Raw genomic sequence first — 22,313 nt, 5'->3', positions numbered from 1 at the left:
GCATCTGCGCAGTACCGCCGGCCTTTTGTCTGCCTGCCGGATTAGGCGGCCGCGAAGCGCTCCTTGAGCGTCTGCAGCTCGGCAACGAGGTCCTCGGGAAGGGATTCACCAAAGCGGGCGTACCATTCTTCGATGCCCGCCAGCTCCTTCTTCCATTCCTCCGGGTCAACATGCACGGCAGCCTCGACGTCGGCCGCCGTCATGTCCATGCCGGTGAGGTCCAGGGACTCTCCGGTGGGCACAAAGCCGATCGGGGTTTCCACTGCGTCGGCGGTTCCTTCGATCCGCTCGATAACCCACTTCAGCACGCGCGAGTTGTCACCGAACCCGGGCCAGGCGAATCCGCCGTCGGCCGTGCGGCGGAACCAGTTCACCAGGAAGATCTTGGGCAGCGTCTCCTGGTTGGCCTTGCCGCTGAGCGTGATCCAGTGCCGCAGGTAGTCACCGGCGTCGTAGCCCATGAACGGCAGCATGGCCATCGGGTCGCGGCGCACTACGCCCACCTGGCCGGCGGCGGCAGCCGTGGTTTCGGAGGACAGCGTGGAACCCATGAAGATACCGTTGGTCCAGTCGCGGGACTGGGTCACCAGGGGAACCGTGGTCTTGCGCCGTCCGCCGAAGAGGATGGCCGACACCGGAACGCCGTCGGGAGAGTGGTATTCCTCCGCAAGCATGTCGATCTGGTCGATCGGCGTGCAGAAACGGGAATTCGGATGGGCTGCGGGACGGCCGGCCTCCGGCGTCCATTCGTTGCCGAGCCAGTCCGTCAGGTGCGCCGGAGCATCGTCGGTCATGCCCTCCCACCAGACACCGCCGTCGTCGGTCAGGGCCACGTTGGTGAAGATGGAGTTGCCCTTGGCGATCGCCCGCATGGCGTTGGGGTTGGTGCTCCATCCGGTGCCCGGTGCGACACCGAACAGGCCGGCCTCCGGGTTGGTGGCGCGCAGTTCGCCGTTGTGGCCGAAGCGCATCCAGGTGATGTCGTCACCGAGGGTCTCGACCTTCCAGCCCTCAATCGTGGGATCCAGCAGGGCAAGGTTCGTCTTGCCGCAGGCGGACGGGAAAGCCGCCGCCACGAAGTAGTCCTTCTTTGCCGGGCTGGTGAGCTTCAGGATGAGCATGTGCTCGGCAAGCCATCCTTCATCGCGGGCCATGATGGAGGCGATGCGCAGGGCGTAGCACTTCTTGCCCAGAAGGGCGTTGCCGCCGTAGCCGGAGCCGTAGGACCAGATGGAGCGGTCTTCGGGGAAGTGCACAATCCACTTGTCATCGCTGCAGGGCCAGGCGACGTCCTGCTCGCCCTCGGCCAGCGGTGCTCCGACGGAGTGCAGGGCAGGCACGAAAAATGCGTCCAGCTCTTCCATCTTCCGCAGCACGTCGGTGCCAATGCGGGCCATGATCCGCATCGAGGCAACCACGTAGGCGCTGTCAGTGATTTCGACGCCGAACTTGGGGTCCTCGGCTTCAAGGTGACCCATGACGAAGGGAATGACGTACATGGTGCGGCCGCGCATGGAACCGGAGAAAAGCCCGTTGAGCTTGGCCCGCATTTCGGACGGGTCCATCCAGTTATTCGTGAAGCCGGCATCTTCCTTCTTCTCGGAGCAGATGAATGTCTGCTCCTCGACGCGTGCCACGTCCTTCGGATCCGAAAAAGCGGCAAAGGAATTAGGGAACGTCTCCGGGTTGAGCCGGACCAGGGTTCCTGCATCCACCAGCTCGTCGGTGAGGCGCTTGTTTTCCGCCTCGGAACCATCCACCCAATAAACGCGATCAGGCTGCGTCAGCTCGGCCACTTGCTGAACCCACGCAAGGAGAGCCTGGTGGGTGGTGGGGGCATCCTCGGAGGCCCCCGGTGTGTTGCTGTCCAAATGGCTAGGAGCAGCGTTGTCGCCGCTCTCATTGAGAACTAGCTGACGCGCGTCATCGCCCATGACTCTTCCCTTCGTTGGGCCAGTGGTGTGGTTTTGATGCTAGTTGTCGGTGTGCCGTGGGCCACGGCACCTAAGGTAATACCTATATCCAGCGGCGCCGGAGGTTCAGCTAGATTTCAGGGAACTTCCGGCACTAAACATACCCTGATGTGACGAAGGTCATATAGACCGGTCTAGTAACTTTACGCCGAGCACCCCCGATTAGGCGCACCCGTAAATCTGGGCTATAGTTATTTACGGCAAAACAGCCACGGAGAAACTTTGAAGGAAGGCCTCACCGGCCGGAAAATGAAGAAAATCCAGATGCGTGCGTAGCTCAACGGATAGAGCATCTGACTACGGATCAGAAGGTTGGGGGTTCGAATCCCTTCGCGCGCACCACTGAAAAACCCGGTCTAACCAGAAGAAATACTGGTGAGGCCGGGTTTTTTGCTGCCCGGAATTCCCTACCGTGAGGCTCTTTTGCAAGCAGCTGCCTCGAGAAGGTTACGGGCCGGCCCGCAGCCCTTCGGCACGCTCAATATCCTGACGGGCAAACTGCGGAACGGATGGTGCCGTCGTGGTCAGATGGGAAACCGACGGGCCGTCCACGGCGCGGTACCCGTGCCGGACGTCTCCGGGGAAACGCAGGAAATCTCCGGCACCAAGGATCCGCAGGTCCGCTTCCGGACCCGCCTCCAGGACTCCGCTGATGACGTACAACTGATGAAGTGTTCCCGTCCCGCCAGGTTCAACCACGCGCCGTTCGGTTCCTTCTTCAATACGCAGAAGCTGGGTCCGTACGTATCCGGACCCGTAGACACGGTCCAGGTGCCGGGCCTGCCCTGCCTGCGCCGCACGCCAGGATGCTCCGGCCGCCGGCGACAGATGCACCTGTGTCCCCCACTCGGTGAGGAGCCTCAGCATGCCCACTCCCAGGCCCTGGCCGATGCGTTCAAGGGTTTCCACCGTAGGGTTGCCCACTCCGGCTTCGACCTTGGACAGTGTCTGCTTGGAGAGCCCCGCCCGGGCAGCCAGCTCGCCGAGGGAGAGGTCACGCTCGAGCCTGAAGCGCCGAATATTCCGGGATACCAGCTCGTTGGTCTGCATGGCGGCCAGTCTGTCACATATAAGTGACAATTTGTCATGTTTGACACACCTATCTGTGGCGGGCAACACTGATATTGCCCGTTGTTCCACAGACCGGCACGTTGTCCCTGTCCACACGGTTCAACAACCACTTCCAGCGTCGGAGGAACCGATGACCCGCAGCATTCCACCTGCCCGAGATTCGCGGACGGCCGTCGACAAAGCCATGTCACTGCTCAGTGCCTTCGGCGACGACGCGTATATCGGCGTTGGAGTCAGCGAACTGGCACGCCGGTCCTCGCTGTCCAAATCCACTGCCTTCCGGCTTTTGGCCACACTGCAGGAAAACGGGGCGGTGGAGCGCGCAGGCAACAATTACCGGCTGGGGAAGATGATCCAGGATCTGGGCGCCACGCAGGAGGACGCCCTGCAGGGCAGGATGCGGGATGCCTTGACGCCCTTCCTGGCGGATCTCTACGTACTGAGCAAGCAGACGGTGCATCTGGCGGTCCTGCAGGGAACCGACGTTGTTTACCTGAACAAGTTGTACGGCCATCTTCAGGTCCGCAGCCCCTCCCGCATCGGCGGACGCGCTCCCGGCTACTGCACGGCAGTGGGAAAGGTCCTGCTGGCCTACAACCCCGACGCCGCCGAGCAGGCCATGGCATCGGGAATGCTCAGCTGGACTCCGTCCACCATCACCAGCCCGGCCCGGCTCCGGACCGAGCTGCTGGAGGTGCGGCGCACCAACCTTGCCTATGACCGCGAGGAGATCCTCACCGGCCTCAACTGCATCGCAGCTCCTGTCTTCGGGACCAATGGGCGCCCGGTGGCCGCGCTCTCCGTCTCCGGGCCGGTGGGCAAGTTTGTGCCGGAGTCCCAGGCAACATCACTGCGCAAGGTTTGCTACGCGGCGTCGCGCGCCGTGGCCGCGGTCAGCGGCCAACAGCACCAGACGCGCCGCCAGCTCGCCCAAAGCGCCTAGGGCGCCAGGCGCGCGGCGCACCTGGCGCCCTAGGCGCATCTGCTGACACGGCCAGCACGACGGCGGCCGTGTCAGCGGGTGGGGACGTCGTCGATCCGACGGGATTCTTCCAGCACCCAGGCCGGTTCAGCGGCCAACAGCGACACCGACCGGTCCGGCAAATCCACGTCCACAACGTAGCGGTACCCGGCCCGTTCCGCGCGGGCAATCTCCGCCACATCGCCTTCTGCGGTGGCGATGACCAGGCGGCGGCACTGCGGATCTGCTGCCATCACCTGTTCCGAGACGAGCTGCAGGGCTTCCGCGGCGGCGTCTGCCGAAGGCTGCAGAACACGGTCGCGCACCGACGCGGGATAGGCTGCATCAAGCTCTCCGCGGACCACGAAGTCAACGAGCACCACACCGCGGGGCTCCCCGGCCTCCGTGACGGCAAAGGCTTCGGCAAAACCCCCTGCAGGCTGGACCGGGACGGCAGCCCAGGTCGCAGGCAGGCCGGCAGGCCACTTCAAAAGGTCAACTTCGTCGGCAGACATCGTCAGTTCTCCTCCGATGCCATCTCGCGGATGGCTATCTTGTTCAGTTTTCCTGCACCGTTACGGGGAACGGAACCCGTCAGCACCAGCTTTTTGGGCAGTTTATAGCGGGCCAAATACGTTCCGGTGAACGCACGCACCTCTTCGATGTCCGGAACAATTCCGTCCACGCAGCTCATGACGGCAACAACGGATTCTCCCCATTTGCTGTCTTCGACGCCGACGACGGCGACATCCAGGACACCTGGAAACTCCATGAGGGCGCGCTCCACCTCGGCGGGATAGACGTTCTCTCCGCCGGTCACGATCATGTCCTTGAGCCGGTCGACAATGTAAAAGAAGCCGTCTTCGTCCTGGTATCCGATATCTCCGCTGCGGAACCATCCGTCGTTGAAGGCCGCTTCCGTGGCAGGACCGTCATTCCAGTATCCCGGCGTGACGTTTGGCCCCTTCACCCACATCTCACCGGTGCTGCCGCGCTCCGCAACGTCGCTGCCGGTGGTGGGATCGACAATCCGCACTTCGGTGTACGGCATGGGGATGCCGCAGGATCCGGCTTTGGCGTAGGTCAATTCCGCCGGGAGATACGTGGCGAACGGCGCTGTTTCCGTGAGCCCCCAGGCCTGCTGGACACGGACCCCCTTGCCTTCATACTGCTTCAGCAGCACCGGCGGAACCGGCGCCCCCGCACAGATGAGGGCTCTCAGGCTTGAAATATCGGCTTCTTCGAAGTTCTCCGCCTGCTGCATGGCTGAAAGCTGTGCAGGTACCAGGAACGCCTGTGCAACACCGTGCTGCTCGATGTCCCGCAGCGTTTGCCGGGGATCGAAGGTCCGGCGGATTACCGTGGTTCCTCCCCGCGCCAGGACGCGGAGGGTGAGGGCGTTCAGCCCGCCAATGTGGAACAGCGGGGCGACGGCCAGATTGACGTCCCCGCGGCGGGTATCCACCAGCGAATCGACATTGACGGAGTTCCACCACAGGTTTCCGAAAGACAGCTGCACACCCTTGGGCACGCCGGTGGTGCCTGAGGTGAACATCAGGATAGCCAGATCTTCCTGCACCCGCGGGGTAACCTCCGGGGCAGGTCCTTCCCCGGTGCCAAGGAAATCGCTCAGCAGGGTCCAGATCGGTGAGAATTCGGGCGCCGGGGGAACAGCCGGATCGTTGTCCACCAGCACCAGTGCCAGATCGTCGGCCTGGAAACCGTCGTATCCGGACAGGATTTCCACGACGTCCTGATGGCACGGCTCAACAATGAGCACCTTCGGGGTGGAACGCTGGATCAGAACACTCACTTCACGCGGAGCGAGCCGGAAATTGAACGGTTCAAAAACTCCGCCGACCCACCAGGCGGCCAGCATGGTGCTGACGAAGGTTCGGCTGTTGAGTCCCAGGTAAGCGACCCGGTCCCCCTCGGCCACCCCCCTGTCACGCAGGGCGGCAGCAAGCTGCCCGGCTTCCGCCAGCAGTGACGAATAACTGATCTCCCGGTCCTCGTAGACCAGGGCCGTCGAGTCCGGGGCATAAGCGGCAACGCGGTGCACTGCCGTTACCGGATTGAGGTTGATGTCCTGGCTCACAGCTGGTCGCCTCCCGCTGCGCGGTCTCCGAACCCGCGCACGGCGATGCCGCCGTCAACGGGAACAATGGCGCCGGTGATGTTGCCGGCGTTTTGGCGTGATGCCAGCAGCACGTAGGAGCCGGTGAAGTCCTGCGGCTCCACGGAGGCGTCATGCAGGGGTATCAGCGGGTTGTTGCCGGTGATCTCCGACCGGGCGAACGAGTCGGAAATGGTCCGTTCATTCAGTCCAATGGAGGCCGGGCCGCGGAGATCGGTGTTCATGGCGCCCACGGCCACACCGTTGACGCGGACCTTCGGGGCCAGTTCGTAGGCCAGCTGGTTGACGAGTCCCCGGCCGGCAAATTTGGACGCTGTGTAGACGGGTCCGCCGCCGGCGGTGTGGAAGGAGGCATTGGACAGCGTCATGACCACGTTCCCGCGGGTCTTGACCAGTTCCTGCCACGCAGCCTGCACGGTCAGCAGGTATCCCAGGACATTGATGGAAAACAGTTCGTTGAACGTGTCTGTGAGCTGCTGCCCGTTCAGGCGCGTGATGGACCGGTTGTAGTCCCAGATCCCGGCGTTGGGCACCAGGATGTCCAGTTTTCCGAACCGGGCCACCGTCTGTGCGACGGCGTCCTGCAGATCTTCGCTGCTGCGCACATCGCCGGGAAGGGCGAGCATCCGTTCAGGAGCGGAGGATGCTTCCACCACCGATTTCAGTTTGTCGGCGTCGCGCCCAAAGATGGCAACGGAGGCCCCTTCGGCAAGATAGCGCTCGGCCACCGCCTGTCCGATTCCGGAGCCGCCGCCGGTGACCAGGGCTACGTCACCCTGCAGCCAGCCGGCCTGCTGTGTTGCAAACATGTGTACCTCTCATACTGAGATGTGGAAGGTGCTGGTTTGACGCGCAGCGGAACAGGACCCCGGAGAGATGTTTCCGGAGTTGGCTGGCCACCGGGCCTGTAGGGTGTCTTAGAAGAACGTGCTGAGGTTTTTGGCCTGCAGCACGTTGGCGTCGAACATGATTTCCCGGCGCGCCACCTTGAAGCCGCCGTCGGGCTGGATCCGCAGGATGTCGGTGCGTCCTCCGGCGTAAATGTCGGTTTCCGTCTGCAGCCGGTTGCGGTACACCAGGAAGGCGCACCGGGCGCTGAGCGTTCCGTCCGATTGGTGGTGGACGGTGACATTCGAAATCAGGTGCCGGGTGCGCGAGGGCGGGTCTTCGGCCCAGGCCATCCCCGAGTCGTAGCGGCGGATTCGCCAGGCCAGCGACTCCTTCGTTTCGTCGAAGTAGGCGGCTTCCCCCTGGGCTCCCACGGAGAGGGCGGCCTGGCGGCGCAGCCTGTTGGTCCGCAGCGGCGCCCAGTAGAACAGATCGTCGTCGAACACTTCCAGCCAGTCCGCGAAGCGGCCGTCGTCGAGCAGCTCAGCTTCGCGGAAGTAGAACTGCTGGACGCGGTACGCCAGCTCGGAGTCGACCAGCTGGCCGTCCGTCGGTGGAATGTCGGTGCCCGCAGCCGGGGCCATGGTCTCGGTCATCGTGTCAGCTCACGTTTCGTCAAAAGGATCAGCGGGCAAGTTTTTTGAGGTCGACGGCAGGATCCGCGAGGAGGGCAGGATCAACCCGGATGCCGCGGTCGATGATGCGGCGGGCAGCGCGGACGGTCAATCCGCCGTCGATGGCGGCGCAGCCGGCCATGGTGCCGTCGTCGGCCAGCCGGAAGCTCGCCACTGGGACTCCGTCTTTCTCGCGCACCACAATGGTCCCGTCACCGAGCATTGATCCGGCGCCTTCAACGTGCACGCCGTGGCGGTCGGACCAGAACCAGGAAGCGCCGTGGACGGGCAGGGCCTGCCCCAGCAGCGCCGCGGCAGCCGTGGATCCGGTGTGCATGGCATGTTCCCAGTGCTCGGCCCGGCGCAGGAGCGTACCGTCCGGCAGCCGGGTGCGTGAGGAGTCGCCCACCGCATAGACGTTGGGGTGGCTGGTGCGCTGGTGGTCGTCGACCAGCGTCCCGTTATCAATTTCCAGCCCGGCCGACGCGGCCAGCGCGGTTTCCGGCACGATGCCGATCCCCACCAGAACCAGATCTGCGGTGATCGTTTCGCCGCTGTCCATCTCGATGCGGTGTCCGGCTTCCCCGGCGCTGATGGCCAGCGGGACGCCGGTGACCACCTTGATGCCGCGGGCACCGTGCATGTGATGCAGCCGCTCGGCAAGGGCAAGCCCGACGGCGGGAACCAGGGGCGGCTCCACGGGATCGATCAGTGTCACCTCGGCGTCGAATGCCAGCGCCGATGACGCCGTTTCAGCGCCGATCAGTCCGGCCCCGATGATGGCCAGGTGCACTCCGGGCCGCAGCAGGCTGCGCAAATTGTCCGCATCCGCCCGGTTGCGCAGTTCAAGGACCGTCTCGAGGTCGCCGCCGGGAATGGCCAGCCGCCGGGCCGCGCCGCCGGTGGCCAGCACAATCTTGTCAGCGGACAGCTCCCGTCCGCTTTCCAGAAGCACCATGCCCTCGTCCGGGCGCAGGGCCACGGCTTTGCCGGTGATCACCTGGACGTCCTGTTCCTCGAACCAGGCCGCGTCCGCCAGCTGGATCTGCTCGCCGGTACGGGTGCCGAGGAGGTAATCCTTGCTGAGCGGAGGCCTGTCGTACGGCAGCCCCTCCGGATCGACGATCGTCAGCGTTCCTTCGAAACCGCGGGCTCGCAGGTCCTTGACCGTAGTGAAGCCCGCCATCCCGCCGCCTACGACGATGACTGATTCAAGCGCCATGAATGTTCTTCCTTGCAGATCGGTACAGCTCGGTGCAGCGGTGGCCGGTTCAGGCCGTAGCGCGGGTGGTCAGGCAGACGCCGGCACTGCTGAGGTGTTCGGGTAGAGCAGCACCTCACCGTCTTCGACAACTACTTTGTGGGTTCGCGCGGCAATCGTCGCCGGCATGCACAGCGCGGTTCCGGACTTCAGGCAGAACTTCGCGGAGTGCACCGGGCATTCCACCTCGGTTCCCTCAATCCAGCCGTCCGCCAGGGACGCGGTTTCGTGGGTGCAGTTGTCATCGAGGGCGTAAAAATTGCCGTCCTCGGCGTGGAAAACAGCGATGTCCTCCCCGGTGCCGTTTTCGGCTCCGGAAACCACCTTCGCTTCGCCCTCGTCGATGTCGTCGATGCTGCCCAGGTTGATTGCTTCGCTCATGATAAAAGTCCTAACTCAAAAATGGCTGTTACTGCCCCGGCTGCTGGCTCTGTTTGCCCTGCTCATGCCAGGCGGGCGTATTCATCAGCCCGGCCCAGTGCTTGTAGAACGAGCGCCCGGCGGCATCGGAGTACAGCTCGGAGGTCTGGCCGGGGTACACGCCGTCGTTCCGTTCGCTGCCAATGCCCATCTGGAAGTTCAGCGGCACGCTGTTGGTCACGAAACCGTGCGAGATGGCCTGGACCTCGGACCAGTTCTCGCCGTCGTCGGCCTCGAAGATGCCCGAGGGCCCAAAGGTGCGCAGGTTGTACAGCCGCTGCGCGTCCTTGACCTCATCCGGCATGGACTTGTCCACGAGGATCCAGGCCCAGACCTCAATCTTGTCCGGTCCCTTGGGGTGCCAGACGCGGATGGATCCATTGACCGGAAGGTAGGAGAAGTTCGGGAACACCGTGGCGTGCCCGGTGGTCATGGGACCTTCCACGGCGGCATCGCCCAGCCGCTCGCGCAGGGCCGGGTAGTCGTAGTACTCGTGGACGGGGCCGGCGTCGAAACGGGATTTCGGATGGGTGGGGAACCCTGCACCGTGGCCGTTGGGCGCCACGAACTGCCGGCCCGGGGTGGCGGCGATTTCGGCTTTGGGGCCGCGCCCGGTGGGTGACATGACCATCAGCGCCGAAGCGTGGGACATGTTCACGTGGTACCAGTCCGTGGCGAACTGCTCAGCGGCGAGCTTCCAGTTGCCCTCCAGCTCCCACTTCATGACCCCGCCCATGACCTCCGTGCCTTCGGGATCACGGTCCAGCATGGCGTCCATGTAATACCGCATGTCCCCCAGGCTCTCCTCGAGGGGTTCGGCGTTGGGGTCCCAGTTTCCGAAGATGAGTCCCTTGTACGTGGCCAGGCTGGGCACGTCGATGAGGCTCCAGTCCTTCCGGTCGAAATCCTCCGGGTAGGCCTGCTCATTGGGCACGGACTGCAGGGCACCGGCCAGGTCAAAGGACCAGCCGTGGTACGTGCAGGTAAACATCTTGGTGGCGCCGGCATCGGCCCGGCACAGGCGGACTCCGCGGTGCCGGCAGGAGTTCAGGTAGGCGCGGATGGTCTTGGTTTTGTCCATGGTGACAATCACCGGATCCTCGCCCATGAACGTGGTGAAGAAGTCGCCGGGCTTCTTGAACTGGCTCTCATGGGCCAGGAACAGCCAGCTGCGGGCAAACACGCGGCGCATTTCCTGGCCGTAAATGCCCCGGTCGGTGTAGATGGAACGGTCAATCATTCCGCCGTCGGTGTCCACCAGCGTGGACACATCGACATTGGTGTTCATGGAAGCCGGGCGCGGCAGCCGACCAATGGCCGGATTGGCCTTCGACGGGCAGGAGTCCTCGGTGCTCATGTGGATCATTCCTTCTGACGGGTCGGCGGCAGGCGCCGGTCGGCACAATTGCGTTGGTTCCATCTCACCCCGGTTACAGGCCGGACACCAACCAGCGTTCCGAACACTAGGACAAAGACCTTTGTCAAATAGGGGTCTGGCCCCGCGGGGCCGCGCAATCCGGGTCCCGGAGGAGCGAAATCTCACCGTCGCGTGTTCCACACCGCGGCACGGTCACTGGGGTGATGCCCGTCACGCCCATCAGGCTCATAGGAGTTATCTGCACATTTCTTCCGGGAGACCCCATGCCATCACCATCCGCCGCCCTGCCTCCGTCCCCGCCCGCGGCAGGACACCACACCACCGGGAAGGACTCTCGCCGCGCGCTCGTCTCCAGCTTCCTGGGCTCGACTGTCGAGTACTACGACTTCCTTCTCTATGCCGCTGCCGCGGGCCTGGTTTTTCCCAAGTTGTTCTTCTCGGCAGACATGGATCCCACGCTGGGCACCATCCTGTCCTTCGTGATCCTGCTGGCCGGATACATTTCACGGCCCATCGGCGGCGTGCTCTTCGGCCATTTCGGTGACAAGTACGGCCGCAAGAACATGCTGTTTATCACCCTGATGATGATGGGTCTGGTGTCCGTCGCCATCGGGCTCATGCCCACGTATGCCGCCATCGGCGTAGCCGCGCCGCTGCTCCTGGTCTTCCTCCGCGTGGTCCAGGGCCTCGCCGTCGGCGGCGAGTGGGCCGGTGCCACACTGATGGCCGCCGAACACGTCAAGGAGAAGAACCGCGGCTTTGCCGCGTCCATCGCCGTCACCGGCGGTCCCACCGGCTCGGTGCTGGCGACGCTGATCCTTGGCCTTTTCGCGGGCCTGCCCGAGGACGACTTTCTCAGCTGGGGCTGGCGCATTCCCTTCCTCCTCTCCGCCGCCCTGGTGATTATCGGCCTCTACCTGCGCTACCGCGTCACCGAGTCCCCCGACTTTGTGGAGGCACGTGCGGCGGGAACGGTGCACACAGGCGTGCCGATCCTGCGGGTTCTGAAGAAGTACCCCCTGTCCTCGCTCTACGGCATTCTCGCTGCCGCCGGCCCGCTCTTCATGCAGGCGCTCCTCGCCGTCTTCATGGTCCCCTACGTAGTCGGCACCGGCGCCGTGGACCGGCAGACGGCACTGATGATGCTCACGGCGTCCTCCTTCGTACACATTTTTGCGATTCCGTTCTTTGCCTGGCTGTCGGACAAGTTCGGCCGCCGCCCGGTGATGCTCGCCGGAGCGGGAATCTCCGTGGCACTGGTGTTCCCCATGTTTGCGATGTTCAATTCGGGCAGCTTCTGGCTGATTGCGCTGGCATTCATGGTGGGCAACCCCATCATTCAGGCCTCGATGTACGGCCCGATCGGCGCCTTCCTGGCGGAGAAGTTCGACACCCAGGACCGTTACACCGGCGTTTCGCTGACCTTCCAGCTGGGTTCGGTCCTGGGCGCCGGCACGGCTCCGCTGCTGGCCACCTGGCTGATCGATCTGGACAACGGCCGCGGCACGGACAACATTGCCTGGTACTTCATCGCGCTCATTGCGGTGGGCGCCGCGTCAGTGATCCTTTCCAAGGAAACACGCGGCAGGTCGACCCGCGAGCAGACCGCCCGCGACGACGCCGATTTGGCTTCGGTCGGATAACCGGGCACCTGCTCCTGTTCTGCCTGGCGGCACCCGGCTTCAAGAGCCGGGTGCCGCCGTCGTTAGGGTTGCAGGAAGATACAGACCCCCAACACGTTCAAAGGATTCGCCCATGGCACTGCCCGCTACCCTCGAAGACTTCACCGCCTTTATGGAGAAGTTCACCGCCGCGCGCGGTTTCGACGACATCGCTGTCACCCTCGGCCTGGAACCGCACGCCGTTGACGGTGAATCGATCAGCATGAGCATGCCGCTGACCGATCCTCTGGCCCAGGCCAACGGAATGTTCTCCGCGGCCGCGCTGTTCGGTGCTGCCGACATCACCGGAACTCTGCTGGCCATGCAGGCCTACGCCGGGTCCGGCCAGTTCCCGCTCGCCGTTCAGTCCAGCCTGAACTTCATGTCCAATTCAAAGGCCTCCCCCGCCGTTGCCACCGCCCGCATCCTGCGCGGCGGCGGATCCGTGGCCGTGGCCGAGGTGACGGTTCGTGACGCAGCCGGCAAGGACCTGGTGCACTCCACGTTTACGTATGTGCTCAAGGAACGCTCATTGGGCAAGTAAGCCCCGCGTACCGCAGGACGGAACAGGCGTGCGGAGGACTCACGCCGCCGGGTGTGCAATGAATGCAGGACGATCCAAAGGAGTAATGCCATGAAGCAGGCCCTCGTGTGCATGTCACACAGCCCGTTGCTCGAACACACCGATCCGCCGGCCGAGGTTAAAGCCGCCGTTGAGGCGGCCTTCGACCAGGTACGGGCGTTCGCCGCCGAGTTCAAGCCGGACCTGATCGTGAACTTTGGTCCGGACCACTACAACGGCTTTTTCTACGATCTGATGCCGCCTTTCTGCATCGGCTACGAAGCACACGGCACCGGCGACTACGATTCCTGGGACGGTCCCCTGAACGTCCCGACGGACATCGCCCATGAGCTGGCGCAGTATGTCATCGACCAGGACATCGAGACCGCTATTTCACGGAAGATGGAAGTCGATCATGGCGCCGTCCAGCCCATGGAAATCATCTACGGCGACCTGAGCGAAGTTCCTGTCATTCCCGTTTTCATCAACTCGGTGGCCCCGCCCTTCTCCAAGATGAGCCGGATCCGCGAGTTCGGCACCGCAGTGGGCAACTACTTCAAGAACAGCGACAAGAAAGTCCTGTTCATTGGTTCCGGCGGGCTGTCCCATGATCCGCCCGTTCCGCAGATCGCCACGGCCACCGAAGAGCAGCGTGCTTTCCTCACCGACGGACGCCACCCCACCCCTGAAGCCCGGGCCGCCCGCCAGCAGCGCACCATCGACACCGCCAAGGCCTTTGCCCGCGGCGAGGCCGACATCATGGACCTCAACCCGGAATGGGACCGCGCCTTCCTGGACGTTTGCCGGTCCGGCGACGTTTCCCGGTTCGACGCCTATATCCCCGCGGAAATGGACGCCGTCGCCGGCCATTCCTCCCACGAGGTGCGCACCTGGGTTGCCGCTTACTCCGCGCTGCGGGCCTGCGGCGAGTATGAAGTGACCTATGAGTTCTACAAGCCGATCAAGGAATACATTGCCGGCTTCGGTGTCACCACGGCGGTGCTGGTCCCGTGACGGCGGCAGCAGAGGCCGGCGCAGCGGATTGGACGTCCAACCCGTCCGCTGATGCCACCCGCAGCGAGCAAATGATCCGTCTGGCCGATGAGCTTTTCGAAGCCACCCGGACGCTGGTTCCCGTGGCTCCTTTGCGGGACCGGGTGCTGGACCTGACGCTCGATGACGCCTACATGATCCAGAGCCGCCAGCTGGAGCGGCACCTTGCCGGCGGCCGGATTCTGGCCGGACGCAAAGTGGGACTGACGTCCCCGGCAATGCAGCGCCAGCTCGGTGTGGATTCGCCGGACTTCGGCTATTTCTTCGCCGACATGGTGCACCACGACGACGACGACGTGCCCGCCGGCGACTTCATCTCGCCGAAGGTGGAACCCGAGTTCGGGTTTGTGCTGCAGGAGACCCTGCAGGGTCCGGGTGTCACCCTGGAGCAGGCCCGCGCCGCTATCGGCGCCGTCTACCCCGCCATCGAGATCATCGACTCCCGGATTGCCGACTGGGACATCAAACTCCTGGACACCGTGGCGGACAACGCTTCCTGCGGCGCGATTGCGGTGGGCACCACAGCCCTGCCCGTCTCCGTCGAGGACCTGGCCTCGGTCACCTGCTCACTGCTCATCGACGGGGAGGTCCGCGAAACCGGAACCGGTGACGCCGTCATGGGTGACCCGGTGGCCCCGCTGGCATGGCTGGCCAACGTCCTGGGCGAGCAGGGCGTGGCACTGGAAGCCGGACAGCTGATCCTGCCCGGTTCCTTCACCCGGGCCCTTCCCGTCGTTGCCGGCGAATCAGCCACGGCCCACTTCGGGGACCTGGGGTCCCTCACCATCCGGTTTATCTGACTCTGCTTTACAGATCACTGCTTCATAGAACGTTCATCTGATTTCGGGCTGCCGGCGCCCTTCCGCGCCGGCCCCGCTGCTTGTGAAGCAGCCGCCCTCTTCCGCAAAGGAACAGCTCCCGTGACACAAACGCCCAAGAAGAAGACCGCCGCGATCGTCGGCTCCGGCAATATCGGCACCGACCTCATGTTCAAGATCATGCGCCGCAGCAAAAACGTCGAGGTCAAGTACATGATCGGCGTGGATCCGGCCTCCGACGGCCTGGCCCGTGCCGCCCGCCTGGGACTGACCACATCCGCCGAGGGCGTGGACTGGCTCCTGGCCCAGGACGAACTGCCGGACTTCGTGTTCGAGTGCACGTCCGCCAAAGCCCACGAAGCCAACGCCCCGAAGTACGAGGCAGCCGGCATCCGCGCCATCGACCTGACCCCGGCCGCCGTCGGGCCGTACCTGGCCCCGGTGGTGAACCTGGATTCGCTGACCGACGTCATGAACGTGAACATGATTACCTGCGCCGGCCAGGCCACCACGCCGATTGTTGCCGCAGTGTCTTCGATTGTTCCGGTGGAGTACGCGGAAATCGTCGCCTCCATCGCCTCGAAGTCCGCCGGCCCGGGCACCCGCGCCAACGTGGACGAGTTCACCGAAACCACGGCGAAGGCCTTGGAAGCGGTGGGCGGCGCCAAGCGCGGCAAGGCCATCATCATCATCAACCCGGTGGAACCGCCCATGATGATGCGCAACACCATCTACTGCTCCATCCCGGCAGAAGCCGCCGAGCCCGGTGAAACCCAGGACCGCATCCGGGCAGCCATCGAGGAAGCCGCAGCCAGGATCCGCGACTACGTGCCCGGCTATGAGCTGCGCGTGGCTCCGCAGTTCGACGCCGCCCGCGAGGACTGGGGCGGCAACGGCCGCGTAGGCATCTGGGTCCAGGTGGCCGGCGCCGCCGACTACCTGCCGGAATACGCCGGGAACCTGGACATCATCACCGCCGCCGCCACCCGTACCGCCGACCTGCTCGCACAGCGCATGGACGAGCGTTCCGCCGAGCTGGCCGCCGCCGGCACCCAGAGCAACTAGGAGCATCCCTTGAGCACCACGACTGCGCCCTTCAGCGTCCGCCTCACCGACACCACCCTGCGCGACGGCTCCCATGCCATGAGCCACAAGTTCACCGAACGCCACGTCCGCGACGTGGTCCGGGCCCTGGATGACGCCCGCGTTGACGTCATTGAAGTCACCCACGGTGACGGGCTGGGCGGTTCCTCCTTCAACTACGGGTTCTCCCTGACACCGGAACTGGAGCTCATCAAAGCGGCAGTGGACGAGGCGAAGCGGGCCCGGATTGCCGTCCTCATGCTGCCGGGGCTGGGCACCATCCATGACCTGAACCAGGCCCACGACGCCGGTGCATCAGTGGCACGCATTGCCACCCACTGCACCGAGGCCGACATCTCGATCCAGCACTTCCAGCACGCCCGCAAGCTGGGCATGGAAACGGTGGGCTTCCTGATGCTCTCGCACCGCACCACCCCGGAGAACCTGGCGAAGCAGGCACGGATCATGGCCGACGCCGGCTGCCAGTGCGTCTATGTAGTGGACTCCGCGGGTGCCTTGATCCTGGAGGACGTGTCCGACCGCGTGGAAGCCCTCGTGTCCGAACTGGGCGATGACGCGCAGGTTGGCTTCCACGGCCACCAGAACATGAGCTTCGGCGTGGCGAACTCGGTGTTCGCCGTGCGTGCCGGAGCCAAGCAGATCGACGGCACCCTGGTGGCTCTGGGCGCCGGTGCCGGCAACTCCCCCACCGAGGTCCTTGCAGCCGCGTTCGACCGCCTGGACATCGCCACCGGCGTGGACACCCAGGCGCTGATGGCTGCGGCCGAGGACGTCGTGAAGCCGTTCATCACCCGTATGCCCGTCATGGACCGCGCCTCCATCATGCAGGGCTATGCCGGCGTGTACTCCTCCTTCCTGATCCATGCCGAGCGCGCAGCTGACCGCTACGGTGTTCCGGCGTACCGGATCCTGGAGGAAATCGGCAAGGCGGGGTACGTGGGCGGCCAGGAAGACATGATCGTGGATGTCGCCGTTCAGCTTGCCGGCGCCAAGTAAGCAGCCAGGCAAGCAGCAGACCAGCACCAACAGACGAGGCAGGGTTCCGCATCCCGCGGACCCTGCCTCCGGCGTTCCTGTGGAAAGATCGTCACCGTGGCCCAACACCAGACCGAAGCGGCACGCACCGCCCAGTCCCGCACCCCTGAGTCCGGCACTGCACAGTCCAGCACTGCACAGTCCCGCACCGCAGGATCCCAGACCCTCGCCCGGGGGTTGGACGTGCTGCGCGCCGTGGCGGCCGCACCGGACGGCATGGCCGTGGCGGATGTCGCCGAGCACGCCGGAATCCACCGCACGGTTGCCTACCGCCTTTTGAACACCCTGGAGGACGCACGCCTGGTTCACCGGGGCCCTGACGGCCGCTACCGCGGCGCTGCAGGACTGCTGACCCTGTCCTCCGCCGCGCATTCATCCCTCGCTGCCGCCGCGAGGCCGCTGCTGCGGGAACTGGCCGATCAGCTGGGCGCGACGGTTTCGCTCATCGTCCGGCAGGGGCAGGAGGCCGTTGCGCTCGCCGTCATCTCCCCGGCGGACGGCGCCTACCACGTGACCTTTTCGGAAGGCAGCTCACACTCTCTGACCATCGGCGCGGCCGGGCACGCCCTGCTCGCGGCCGACCCTGAAGTTCCGGGCGAACCCGAGTCCGTAGCCCGGGTCCGCCGCGAAGGTTTTGCCGGCACGTACGGCGAGGTGGAACCCAACATGCACGGCCTGGCAGTTCCCCTCGACGCCGCCATATCCGGCGTTCCTGCCTGCCTGAACGTCATTTCCGCACGAAGCAACCTCGGCGAGACGGCAGTTCCCCTGCTGCAGGCCGCCGCCTCAAGAATCACCGGACTCCTCGCCTAAACCTGTTCCACCCTCCAGCACGCCACATTGACCTGCATCACATCCAGGTGGTGTGATGTGGATCTAGTTCTGTGTAAATAACGCGTATGAGTGAGCGTTATTTACACGAAGACTTTTGACGCGTTGAAAGGGCTACCCGTGAACACACCGCAGGACACCGCACCCGGGGACAGTGAAGTCCTCATCATCGGAGCCGGCCCCGCCGGACTGATGCTGGCAAACATTCTTGGCATGTACGGCCGCCGGGTGACGGTGCTGGAAGCGATGGACACGCTCATCGACTTTCCCCGGGGAGTTGGCCTGGATGATGAGTCGCTCCGCACCATCCAGACCGTTGGCCTGGTGGATTCCGTCCTGCCGCACACGACGCCGCAGCACATCATGCGCCTGGTCAACGGGTCCGGGAAGGTCATCCTGGTCAACAACCCGCAAACGGATGAGTTCGGGTGGGGCCGGAAACACGGGTTTATCCAGCCCGCCGTGGACCGCGCCCTGTTTGAAGGCCTGGCCCGTTTCGACAACGTCCAGGTGTTGTTTGGCCACCGCGTTGAAGAGGTGCTGGAGACGGCCGACGGCGTCACCGCCACAGCCCTGGTGTCCGGACCGGACGGCGAGGTCCGGGAGCACATGTTCACCGCGCAGTACCTGGTGGGCTGCGAGGGCGGCAAGTCCCCCACCCGCAAGCGCCTGCGCACCACGTTCGACGGCGAGTCTCCCGCCACCCGCTGGCTGGTCGTGGACGTTAACAACGACCCCCTGGGCACCCCGAACGTGTTCCTGGGCGCCGATCCGAAGCGGCCCTATGTCTCGATAGGCCTGCCGCATGCCGTGCGCCGCTGGGAATTCATGCTCCATGACCATGAGACGGAGGACCAGGTCACCGATCCGGACTACGTCAATGCGCTCCTGAAGGACCATGTCCCGGATCCCTCACAGCTGTCCTTCATCCGCCGCAGGGTGTTCACTCACCACGGGCGGGTGGCCGGGACCTTCCGCAGGGGACGCCAGCTGGTGGCCGGGGACGCGGCCCACCTGATGCCGGTGTGGATGGGACAGGGCTGGAACTCGGGAATGCGCGACGCCACGAACCTCGGCTGGAAGCTGGCCTCGGTCCTCTCCGGACAGGCCGGCGATGACCTGCTGGACACCTACACCTCGGAACGCCGCGAGCATGCAAAGGCCATGGTCGATCTGTCCCTGACCTTCGGCAACATCATCAAGATCACCAACCCGCTGCTGGCGGCCGGCCGTGACGCCGCCTCTTCGGTCCTGAACCTCTTTCCGTCCGTCAAAAGCTACTTCTCGGACATGAAGTTCAAGCCGATGCCCCGCTACACGCAGGGCGTCCTGGCGGACCCGGGAACCAGGACCCCGGGCCGGGCTGCAGCGCGGATCGGCGGCAACCTGATTCCGGTCCGCACCGCCAACAGCCGGGTCTCTCCGGTGGGCGTTCAGTTCCCGCAGCCGCGCGTGAACTTCCGGCACGGCCACGACGTCCTGCTCGACGACGCCGTCGGCAACTGGTGGTCCGTGATCGTCTGGGGCAACAGTCCCAAGGATGTGCTGCCGGAAGCATCGCTGGAAAAACTCCGCGCCCTCGGCGCCAACCTCGTCTGCATCCTGCCGGAAACGCAGCGTGAATGGGCGGAAAAGAGCATGGGTGAGGACGTTCTCGTGCTTGGTGATTCCACCGGTCGGATGAAGAAATGGTTTGACGACCGCCCCACGCCGATGGTGTTCCTGCGCCCGGACCGCTTTGTTGCCGGAGCATGCCTGACCCAGGACGGGCCGGCCACCCTGGACGCCATTCTGGCCTCCATGTCCTTCAATCCGCAGCCCGCCACGCTGCGCTGAACAGAACCGCGGTGAGCAGAACTGCACTGTGTAAGGACTGCCCACCAACGACGGCGGCCGGCCTCCCTCGGGAAGCCGGCCGCCGTCGTCGTTCAGGTTCTTCTGCTGCGGGTCCTACTTGGCGCCGACGCCCTGCGCCGCGAGGTACTGCTTAATCACAGTGTTGAATTCCTCGGCCCGCTCCACCTGGGACCAGTGACCGCACTGGCTGAAGATGTGGGCGTCCGCCGTGGGGATGACGTTCAGCAGTTCCCAGGTCCGTGACGGCGGGATGACGACGTCCTGCATCCCGTGAATGAGCAGTACGGGGATGTCGAGCTTGGCCAGCACGTCGAAGTCCAGCGGAAGGGCGTCACGGTCGCGGTCGCGGGCGGTGACGACCTCCACCAGCCGGTCCGAAGCGGTGTCGTTCAGGGCCGCCTGGTACCGCAGGGAAACCAGCTCTTCCGTGACCAGTGACTTGTCGACCACAAACTGTTCCAGCGTGCGGCGGATACCGGCTTCGGAGAGCTCAGGCTTGGCGTGACCGGACAGCGCCGCAGTCTTCTTGGCACCGCCGGTGCCCATGGAAACAATGCCCAGCAGGCGCTCCGGGAAATCGATGGCGAACTGCATGGCGACCCAGCCGCCGATGGAATTGCCCACGATCCAGGTTTTGTCGATGCCGAGGGAATCCAGGACACGCACCGTGTGGCGGACCCATTCCTTGATGCCGTATTCCGTGCCCGGCGCCACGATGGACTGGCCGTAACCGATCGAGTCGATGGCAATGCAGCGGCCCAGCTCGGAGATCTCCGGCAGGTTCAGCCACCAGTTGGCAGCGGCGGTGACTCCGGTGCCGGAACCGTGCAGGAACAGGATCGGGGTCCCTTCACCAAGCTCGTGATAGTGGGTGACCTCGCCGGGAGCAGTCTCAAGCCATTTGTCTTCCAGGCCGAAAAACGAGTCGGTGGTGTAATCGGGAATCTGTACGGTTGTCATGGGCACTCCTGCTAACTCGTCAACGCGCCCCGGCCTGACGGTCCGGCGGCATGGATCACGGCGGTCTCTGCGCAGTGCGCAGCGGTCCTTCCTTCCAGCCTAGGTACGCCGGAGGCAGCAGCGGCGCCAGCGTGCCGAGGGGCGGAACGATACCGGGGTTCCGTCCGCAGGCGGCACATGCCAAGCTCTTTGCATGACTGATCAGGAGCACACCCCCGGAACACAGCGTCCGCAGCAACTGGTGACCGACGTCGTCGTCCTTGGCGGCGGCGCGGTGGGTGAGAATGCGGCCGGCCGGGTGGTCCAGGGCGGCCTGGAAGCCATCCTCGTGGAGCCTTCCCTCATTGGCGGCGAGTGCTCCTACTGGGCCTGCATGCCTTCCAAAGCCCTCCTGCGTCCCGGCACTGCACTGCACGCCGCGCGATCCGTCGCGGGTTCCCGCGAGGCGGTGACCGGCACCCTCGACGCGCGGTCGGTGCTGGAACGCCGCGACAGTTTCACCTCGCACTGGGATGATTCCGGGCAGGAGGACTGGGTCCGCGATACGGGAATCGGCCTGGTGCGCGGACGGGGTCGGCTCACGGGTCCGCGGCAGGTGCGGGTGGAGTACGACGACGGCGGTTCCGTCACCATTTCCGCCCGCCACGCGGTGGTGCTGGCCACCGGGTCCGTGCCGGTTCCTCCTCCGCTCAAGGGCCTGGACAACATCGAGTACTGGGGGACCCGGGAAGCCACTTCGGCGCAGGAGGTGCCGCCCCGGCTGATCGTGCTCGGCGGCGGCGTGGCAGGCACCGAGCTGTCCCAGGCATGGGCGCGGCTGGGTTCGAAAGTGACCCTGGTGGCGCGGCACGACGTCCTGGAGAAGTACCCGGAACCCGCGCGGGAGCTCGTGAAGGCTGGGCTGGCGGAAGACGGCGTGGACATCCGCACCCACACCGGGACGGATTATGTGCGTCCGGGTGTAGGCGGCGGAGTGGAGCTGGGACTGGATGACGGCTCCGTGCTCGCTGCCGACCGGCTGCTCGTAGCCACCGGCCGGACGCCGGCACTGGCGAACCTGGGGCTTGAGGATCTGGGGCTTGATGCGGTGCGGCCGGAATCGGTCAGGCTGGAAACGGATGACTCCGGGCTGGTGGACGGAACTGACTGGCTTTACGTGGTGGGGGACGCCGCGGGCAAGGTGCTGCTCACCCATCAGGGCAAGTACGAGGCACGGGCCGCCGGCACTGCCATCGCCGCGCGGGCCCGGGGAGAACTGCCTCCCTCCGAGGCGCCGGCCCCCTGGAGCCGGGCGGCGTCCACCGCCGACCATGCTGCTGTTCCCCAGGTGGTCTTCACGGATCCGGAGCTTGCCATGGTCGGTCTAACCCTGGAACAGGCGCGGGCGGACGGTATCAACGCCTCCGAAACCTCGCTGGAGCTGTCCGTGGCCGGCTCCGCACTGCACTCTGACAACTACCGGGGCTGGGCGCAGATGGTGGTTGATGAAGACCGCAGGGTTCTGGTCGGTGTGACCTTCGCCGGCCCGGATGTGTCCGAACTCCTGCATTCAGCCACTATTGCCGTCACCGGCGAAGTGCCCCTGGACCGGTTGTGGCACGCAGTGCCTGCCTACCCCACGATCAGCGAGATTTGGCTGCGACTGCTGGAAAAGTACGGCCTGTAGCCCGACGTGGAGAGGCCACGACACGTTTTTGTACTGACTGGTCAGTTTGATTAGGATGTTCGG

20 protein-coding genes and 1 tRNA gene are annotated in these 22,313 nt (G+C 64.9%); 11 read left to right on the top strand and 10 right to left on the bottom strand.

All coding sequences use genetic code 11. The annotated features are described in order from the left end of the window. Nucleotides 1–41: 41 nt before the first annotated feature. Entirely contained in the window at nt 42–1,934 is a 1,893-nt protein-coding gene (locus CXR00_RS16420; protein ID WP_104055844.1) for a phosphoenolpyruvate carboxykinase (GTP), read from the bottom strand. Nucleotides 1,935–2,239: 305 nt separating this feature from the next. On the opposite strand from CXR00_RS16420, the gene CXR00_RS16415 reads away from it, so the two are divergent. After that, a tRNA-Arg gene (locus CXR00_RS16415) sits at nt 2,240–2,315 on the top strand. Between the two features lie 105 nt (nt 2,316–2,420). Here the strand turns inward: CXR00_RS16415 and CXR00_RS16410 are convergent. Continuing rightward, complete coding sequence (locus tag CXR00_RS16410) at nt 2,421–3,023, bottom strand: helix-turn-helix domain-containing protein (protein WP_104055842.1); 603 nt, start codon at nt 3,021–3,023, stop codon at nt 2,421–2,423. A gap of 151 nt (nt 3,024–3,174) precedes the next feature. On the opposite strand from CXR00_RS16410, the gene CXR00_RS16405 reads away from it, so the two are divergent. Further along, entirely contained in the window at nt 3,175–3,987 is an 813-nt protein-coding gene (locus CXR00_RS16405; protein ID WP_104055840.1) for an IclR family transcriptional regulator, read from the top strand. A gap of 71 nt (nt 3,988–4,058) precedes the next feature. On the opposite strand, the gene CXR00_RS16400 is transcribed toward CXR00_RS16405, so the two are convergent. The 7 genes from CXR00_RS16400 to CXR00_RS16370 all read right to left on the bottom strand — a co-directional run bounded on the left by CXR00_RS16400 (nt 4,059) and on the right by CXR00_RS16370 (nt 10,682). Continuing rightward, nucleotides 4,059–4,520 carry a hypothetical protein gene (locus CXR00_RS16400; protein WP_104055839.1) on the bottom strand — a complete coding sequence of 154 codons (462 nt, stop codon included), beginning with the start codon at nt 4,518–4,520 and terminating at the stop codon, nt 4,059–4,061. A gap of 2 nt (nt 4,521–4,522) precedes the next feature. Beyond that, the gene (locus CXR00_RS16395) at nt 4,523–6,103 is read right to left on the bottom strand and encodes a long-chain fatty acid--CoA ligase (RefSeq protein ID WP_104055837.1); all 1,581 of its coding nucleotides are present in this window, start codon (nt 6,101–6,103) and stop codon (nt 4,523–4,525) included. Further along, nucleotides 6,100–6,951, bottom strand: coding sequence for an SDR family NAD(P)-dependent oxidoreductase (locus tag CXR00_RS16390; protein ID WP_104055835.1), 852 nt, complete (start codon nt 6,949–6,951; stop codon nt 6,100–6,102). The genes CXR00_RS16395 and CXR00_RS16390 overlap by 4 nt, the downstream gene beginning before the upstream one ends. 108 nt (nt 6,952–7,059) lie before the next feature. Beyond that, nucleotides 7,060–7,626: a 3-phenylpropionate/cinnamic acid dioxygenase subunit beta gene (locus tag CXR00_RS16385; protein WP_237685784.1), complete on the bottom strand. Its 567-nt coding sequence runs from the start codon at nt 7,624–7,626 to the stop codon at nt 7,060–7,062. Nucleotides 7,627–7,654: 28 nt separating this feature from the next. After that, complete coding sequence (locus CXR00_RS16380; RefSeq protein WP_104055834.1) at nt 7,655–8,866, bottom strand: NAD(P)/FAD-dependent oxidoreductase; 1,212 nt, start codon at nt 8,864–8,866, stop codon at nt 7,655–7,657. 69 nt (nt 8,867–8,935) lie between these two features. Further along, on the bottom strand, nt 8,936–9,286 hold the full coding sequence (locus tag CXR00_RS16375) for a bifunctional 3-phenylpropionate/cinnamic acid dioxygenase ferredoxin subunit (RefSeq protein ID WP_104055832.1): 351 nt from the start codon (nt 9,284–9,286) through the stop codon (nt 8,936–8,938). A gap of 28 nt (nt 9,287–9,314) precedes the next feature. Then, a complete protein-coding gene (locus tag CXR00_RS16370; protein ID WP_104055830.1) occupies nt 9,315–10,682 on the bottom strand; it encodes an aromatic ring-hydroxylating dioxygenase subunit alpha in 1,368 nt (455 codons plus the stop codon). 284 nt (nt 10,683–10,966) lie between these two features. Between CXR00_RS16370 and CXR00_RS16365 the strand changes: the two genes are divergently transcribed. The 8 genes from CXR00_RS16365 (at nt 10,967) to CXR00_RS16330 (ending at nt 19,603) form a co-directional block, all read left to right on the top strand. After that, a complete protein-coding gene (locus CXR00_RS16365; RefSeq protein WP_104055828.1) occupies nt 10,967–12,346 on the top strand; it encodes an MFS transporter in 1,380 nt (459 codons plus the stop codon). A 112-nt stretch (nt 12,347–12,458) separates the two neighbouring features. Further along, nucleotides 12,459–12,908, top strand: a complete 450-nt coding sequence (locus CXR00_RS16360; RefSeq protein WP_104055826.1) for a PaaI family thioesterase — start codon at nt 12,459–12,461, stop codon at nt 12,906–12,908. A 90-nt stretch (nt 12,909–12,998) separates the two neighbouring features. Then, nucleotides 12,999–13,940, top strand: a complete 942-nt coding sequence (locus tag CXR00_RS16355) for a 3-carboxyethylcatechol 2,3-dioxygenase (RefSeq protein WP_104055824.1) — start codon at nt 12,999–13,001, stop codon at nt 13,938–13,940. Beyond that, complete coding sequence (locus tag CXR00_RS16350; RefSeq protein WP_258060554.1) at nt 13,937–14,779, top strand: 2-keto-4-pentenoate hydratase; 843 nt, start codon at nt 13,937–13,939, stop codon at nt 14,777–14,779. Before CXR00_RS16355 ends, CXR00_RS16350 begins: the two co-directional genes overlap by 4 nt. 120 nt (nt 14,780–14,899) lie before the next feature. Further along, nucleotides 14,900–15,862: an acetaldehyde dehydrogenase (acetylating) gene (locus CXR00_RS16345; RefSeq protein WP_104055822.1), complete on the top strand. Its 963-nt coding sequence runs from the start codon at nt 14,900–14,902 to the stop codon at nt 15,860–15,862. 9 nt (nt 15,863–15,871) lie between these two features. Beyond that, nucleotides 15,872–16,897, top strand: coding sequence for a 4-hydroxy-2-oxovalerate aldolase (gene dmpG, locus CXR00_RS16340; protein WP_104055820.1), 1,026 nt, complete (start codon nt 15,872–15,874; stop codon nt 16,895–16,897). A gap of 96 nt (nt 16,898–16,993) precedes the next feature. Further along, a complete protein-coding gene (locus tag CXR00_RS16335) occupies nt 16,994–17,749 on the top strand; it encodes an IclR family transcriptional regulator (protein ID WP_104055818.1) in 756 nt (251 codons plus the stop codon). 138 nt (nt 17,750–17,887) lie between these two features. Then, nucleotides 17,888–19,603, top strand: coding sequence for a bifunctional 3-(3-hydroxy-phenyl)propionate/3-hydroxycinnamic acid hydroxylase (locus CXR00_RS16330; RefSeq protein ID WP_258060553.1), 1,716 nt, complete (start codon nt 17,888–17,890; stop codon nt 19,601–19,603). Between the two features lie 114 nt (nt 19,604–19,717). Here the strand turns inward: CXR00_RS16330 and CXR00_RS16325 are convergent, their stop codons facing one another. Continuing rightward, nucleotides 19,718–20,584, bottom strand: a complete 867-nt coding sequence (locus CXR00_RS16325; RefSeq protein WP_104055816.1) for an alpha/beta fold hydrolase — start codon at nt 20,582–20,584, stop codon at nt 19,718–19,720. 193 nt (nt 20,585–20,777) lie between these two features. On the opposite strand from CXR00_RS16325, the gene CXR00_RS16320 reads away from it, so the two are divergent. Further along, nucleotides 20,778–22,250, top strand: a complete 1,473-nt coding sequence (locus CXR00_RS16320) for an NAD(P)/FAD-dependent oxidoreductase (protein ID WP_104055814.1) — start codon at nt 20,778–20,780, stop codon at nt 22,248–22,250. Nucleotides 22,251–22,313: the final 63 nt, after the last annotated feature.

The organism is Arthrobacter sp. 9E16 (assembly GCF_002929435.1).
Lineage (GTDB): Bacteria > Actinomycetota > Actinomycetes > Actinomycetales > Micrococcaceae > Arthrobacter_B > Arthrobacter_B sunyaminii.
The sequence above is the reverse complement of the archived record's forward strand: the minus strand, read 5'-3'. Positions and strand labels throughout refer to the sequence as shown.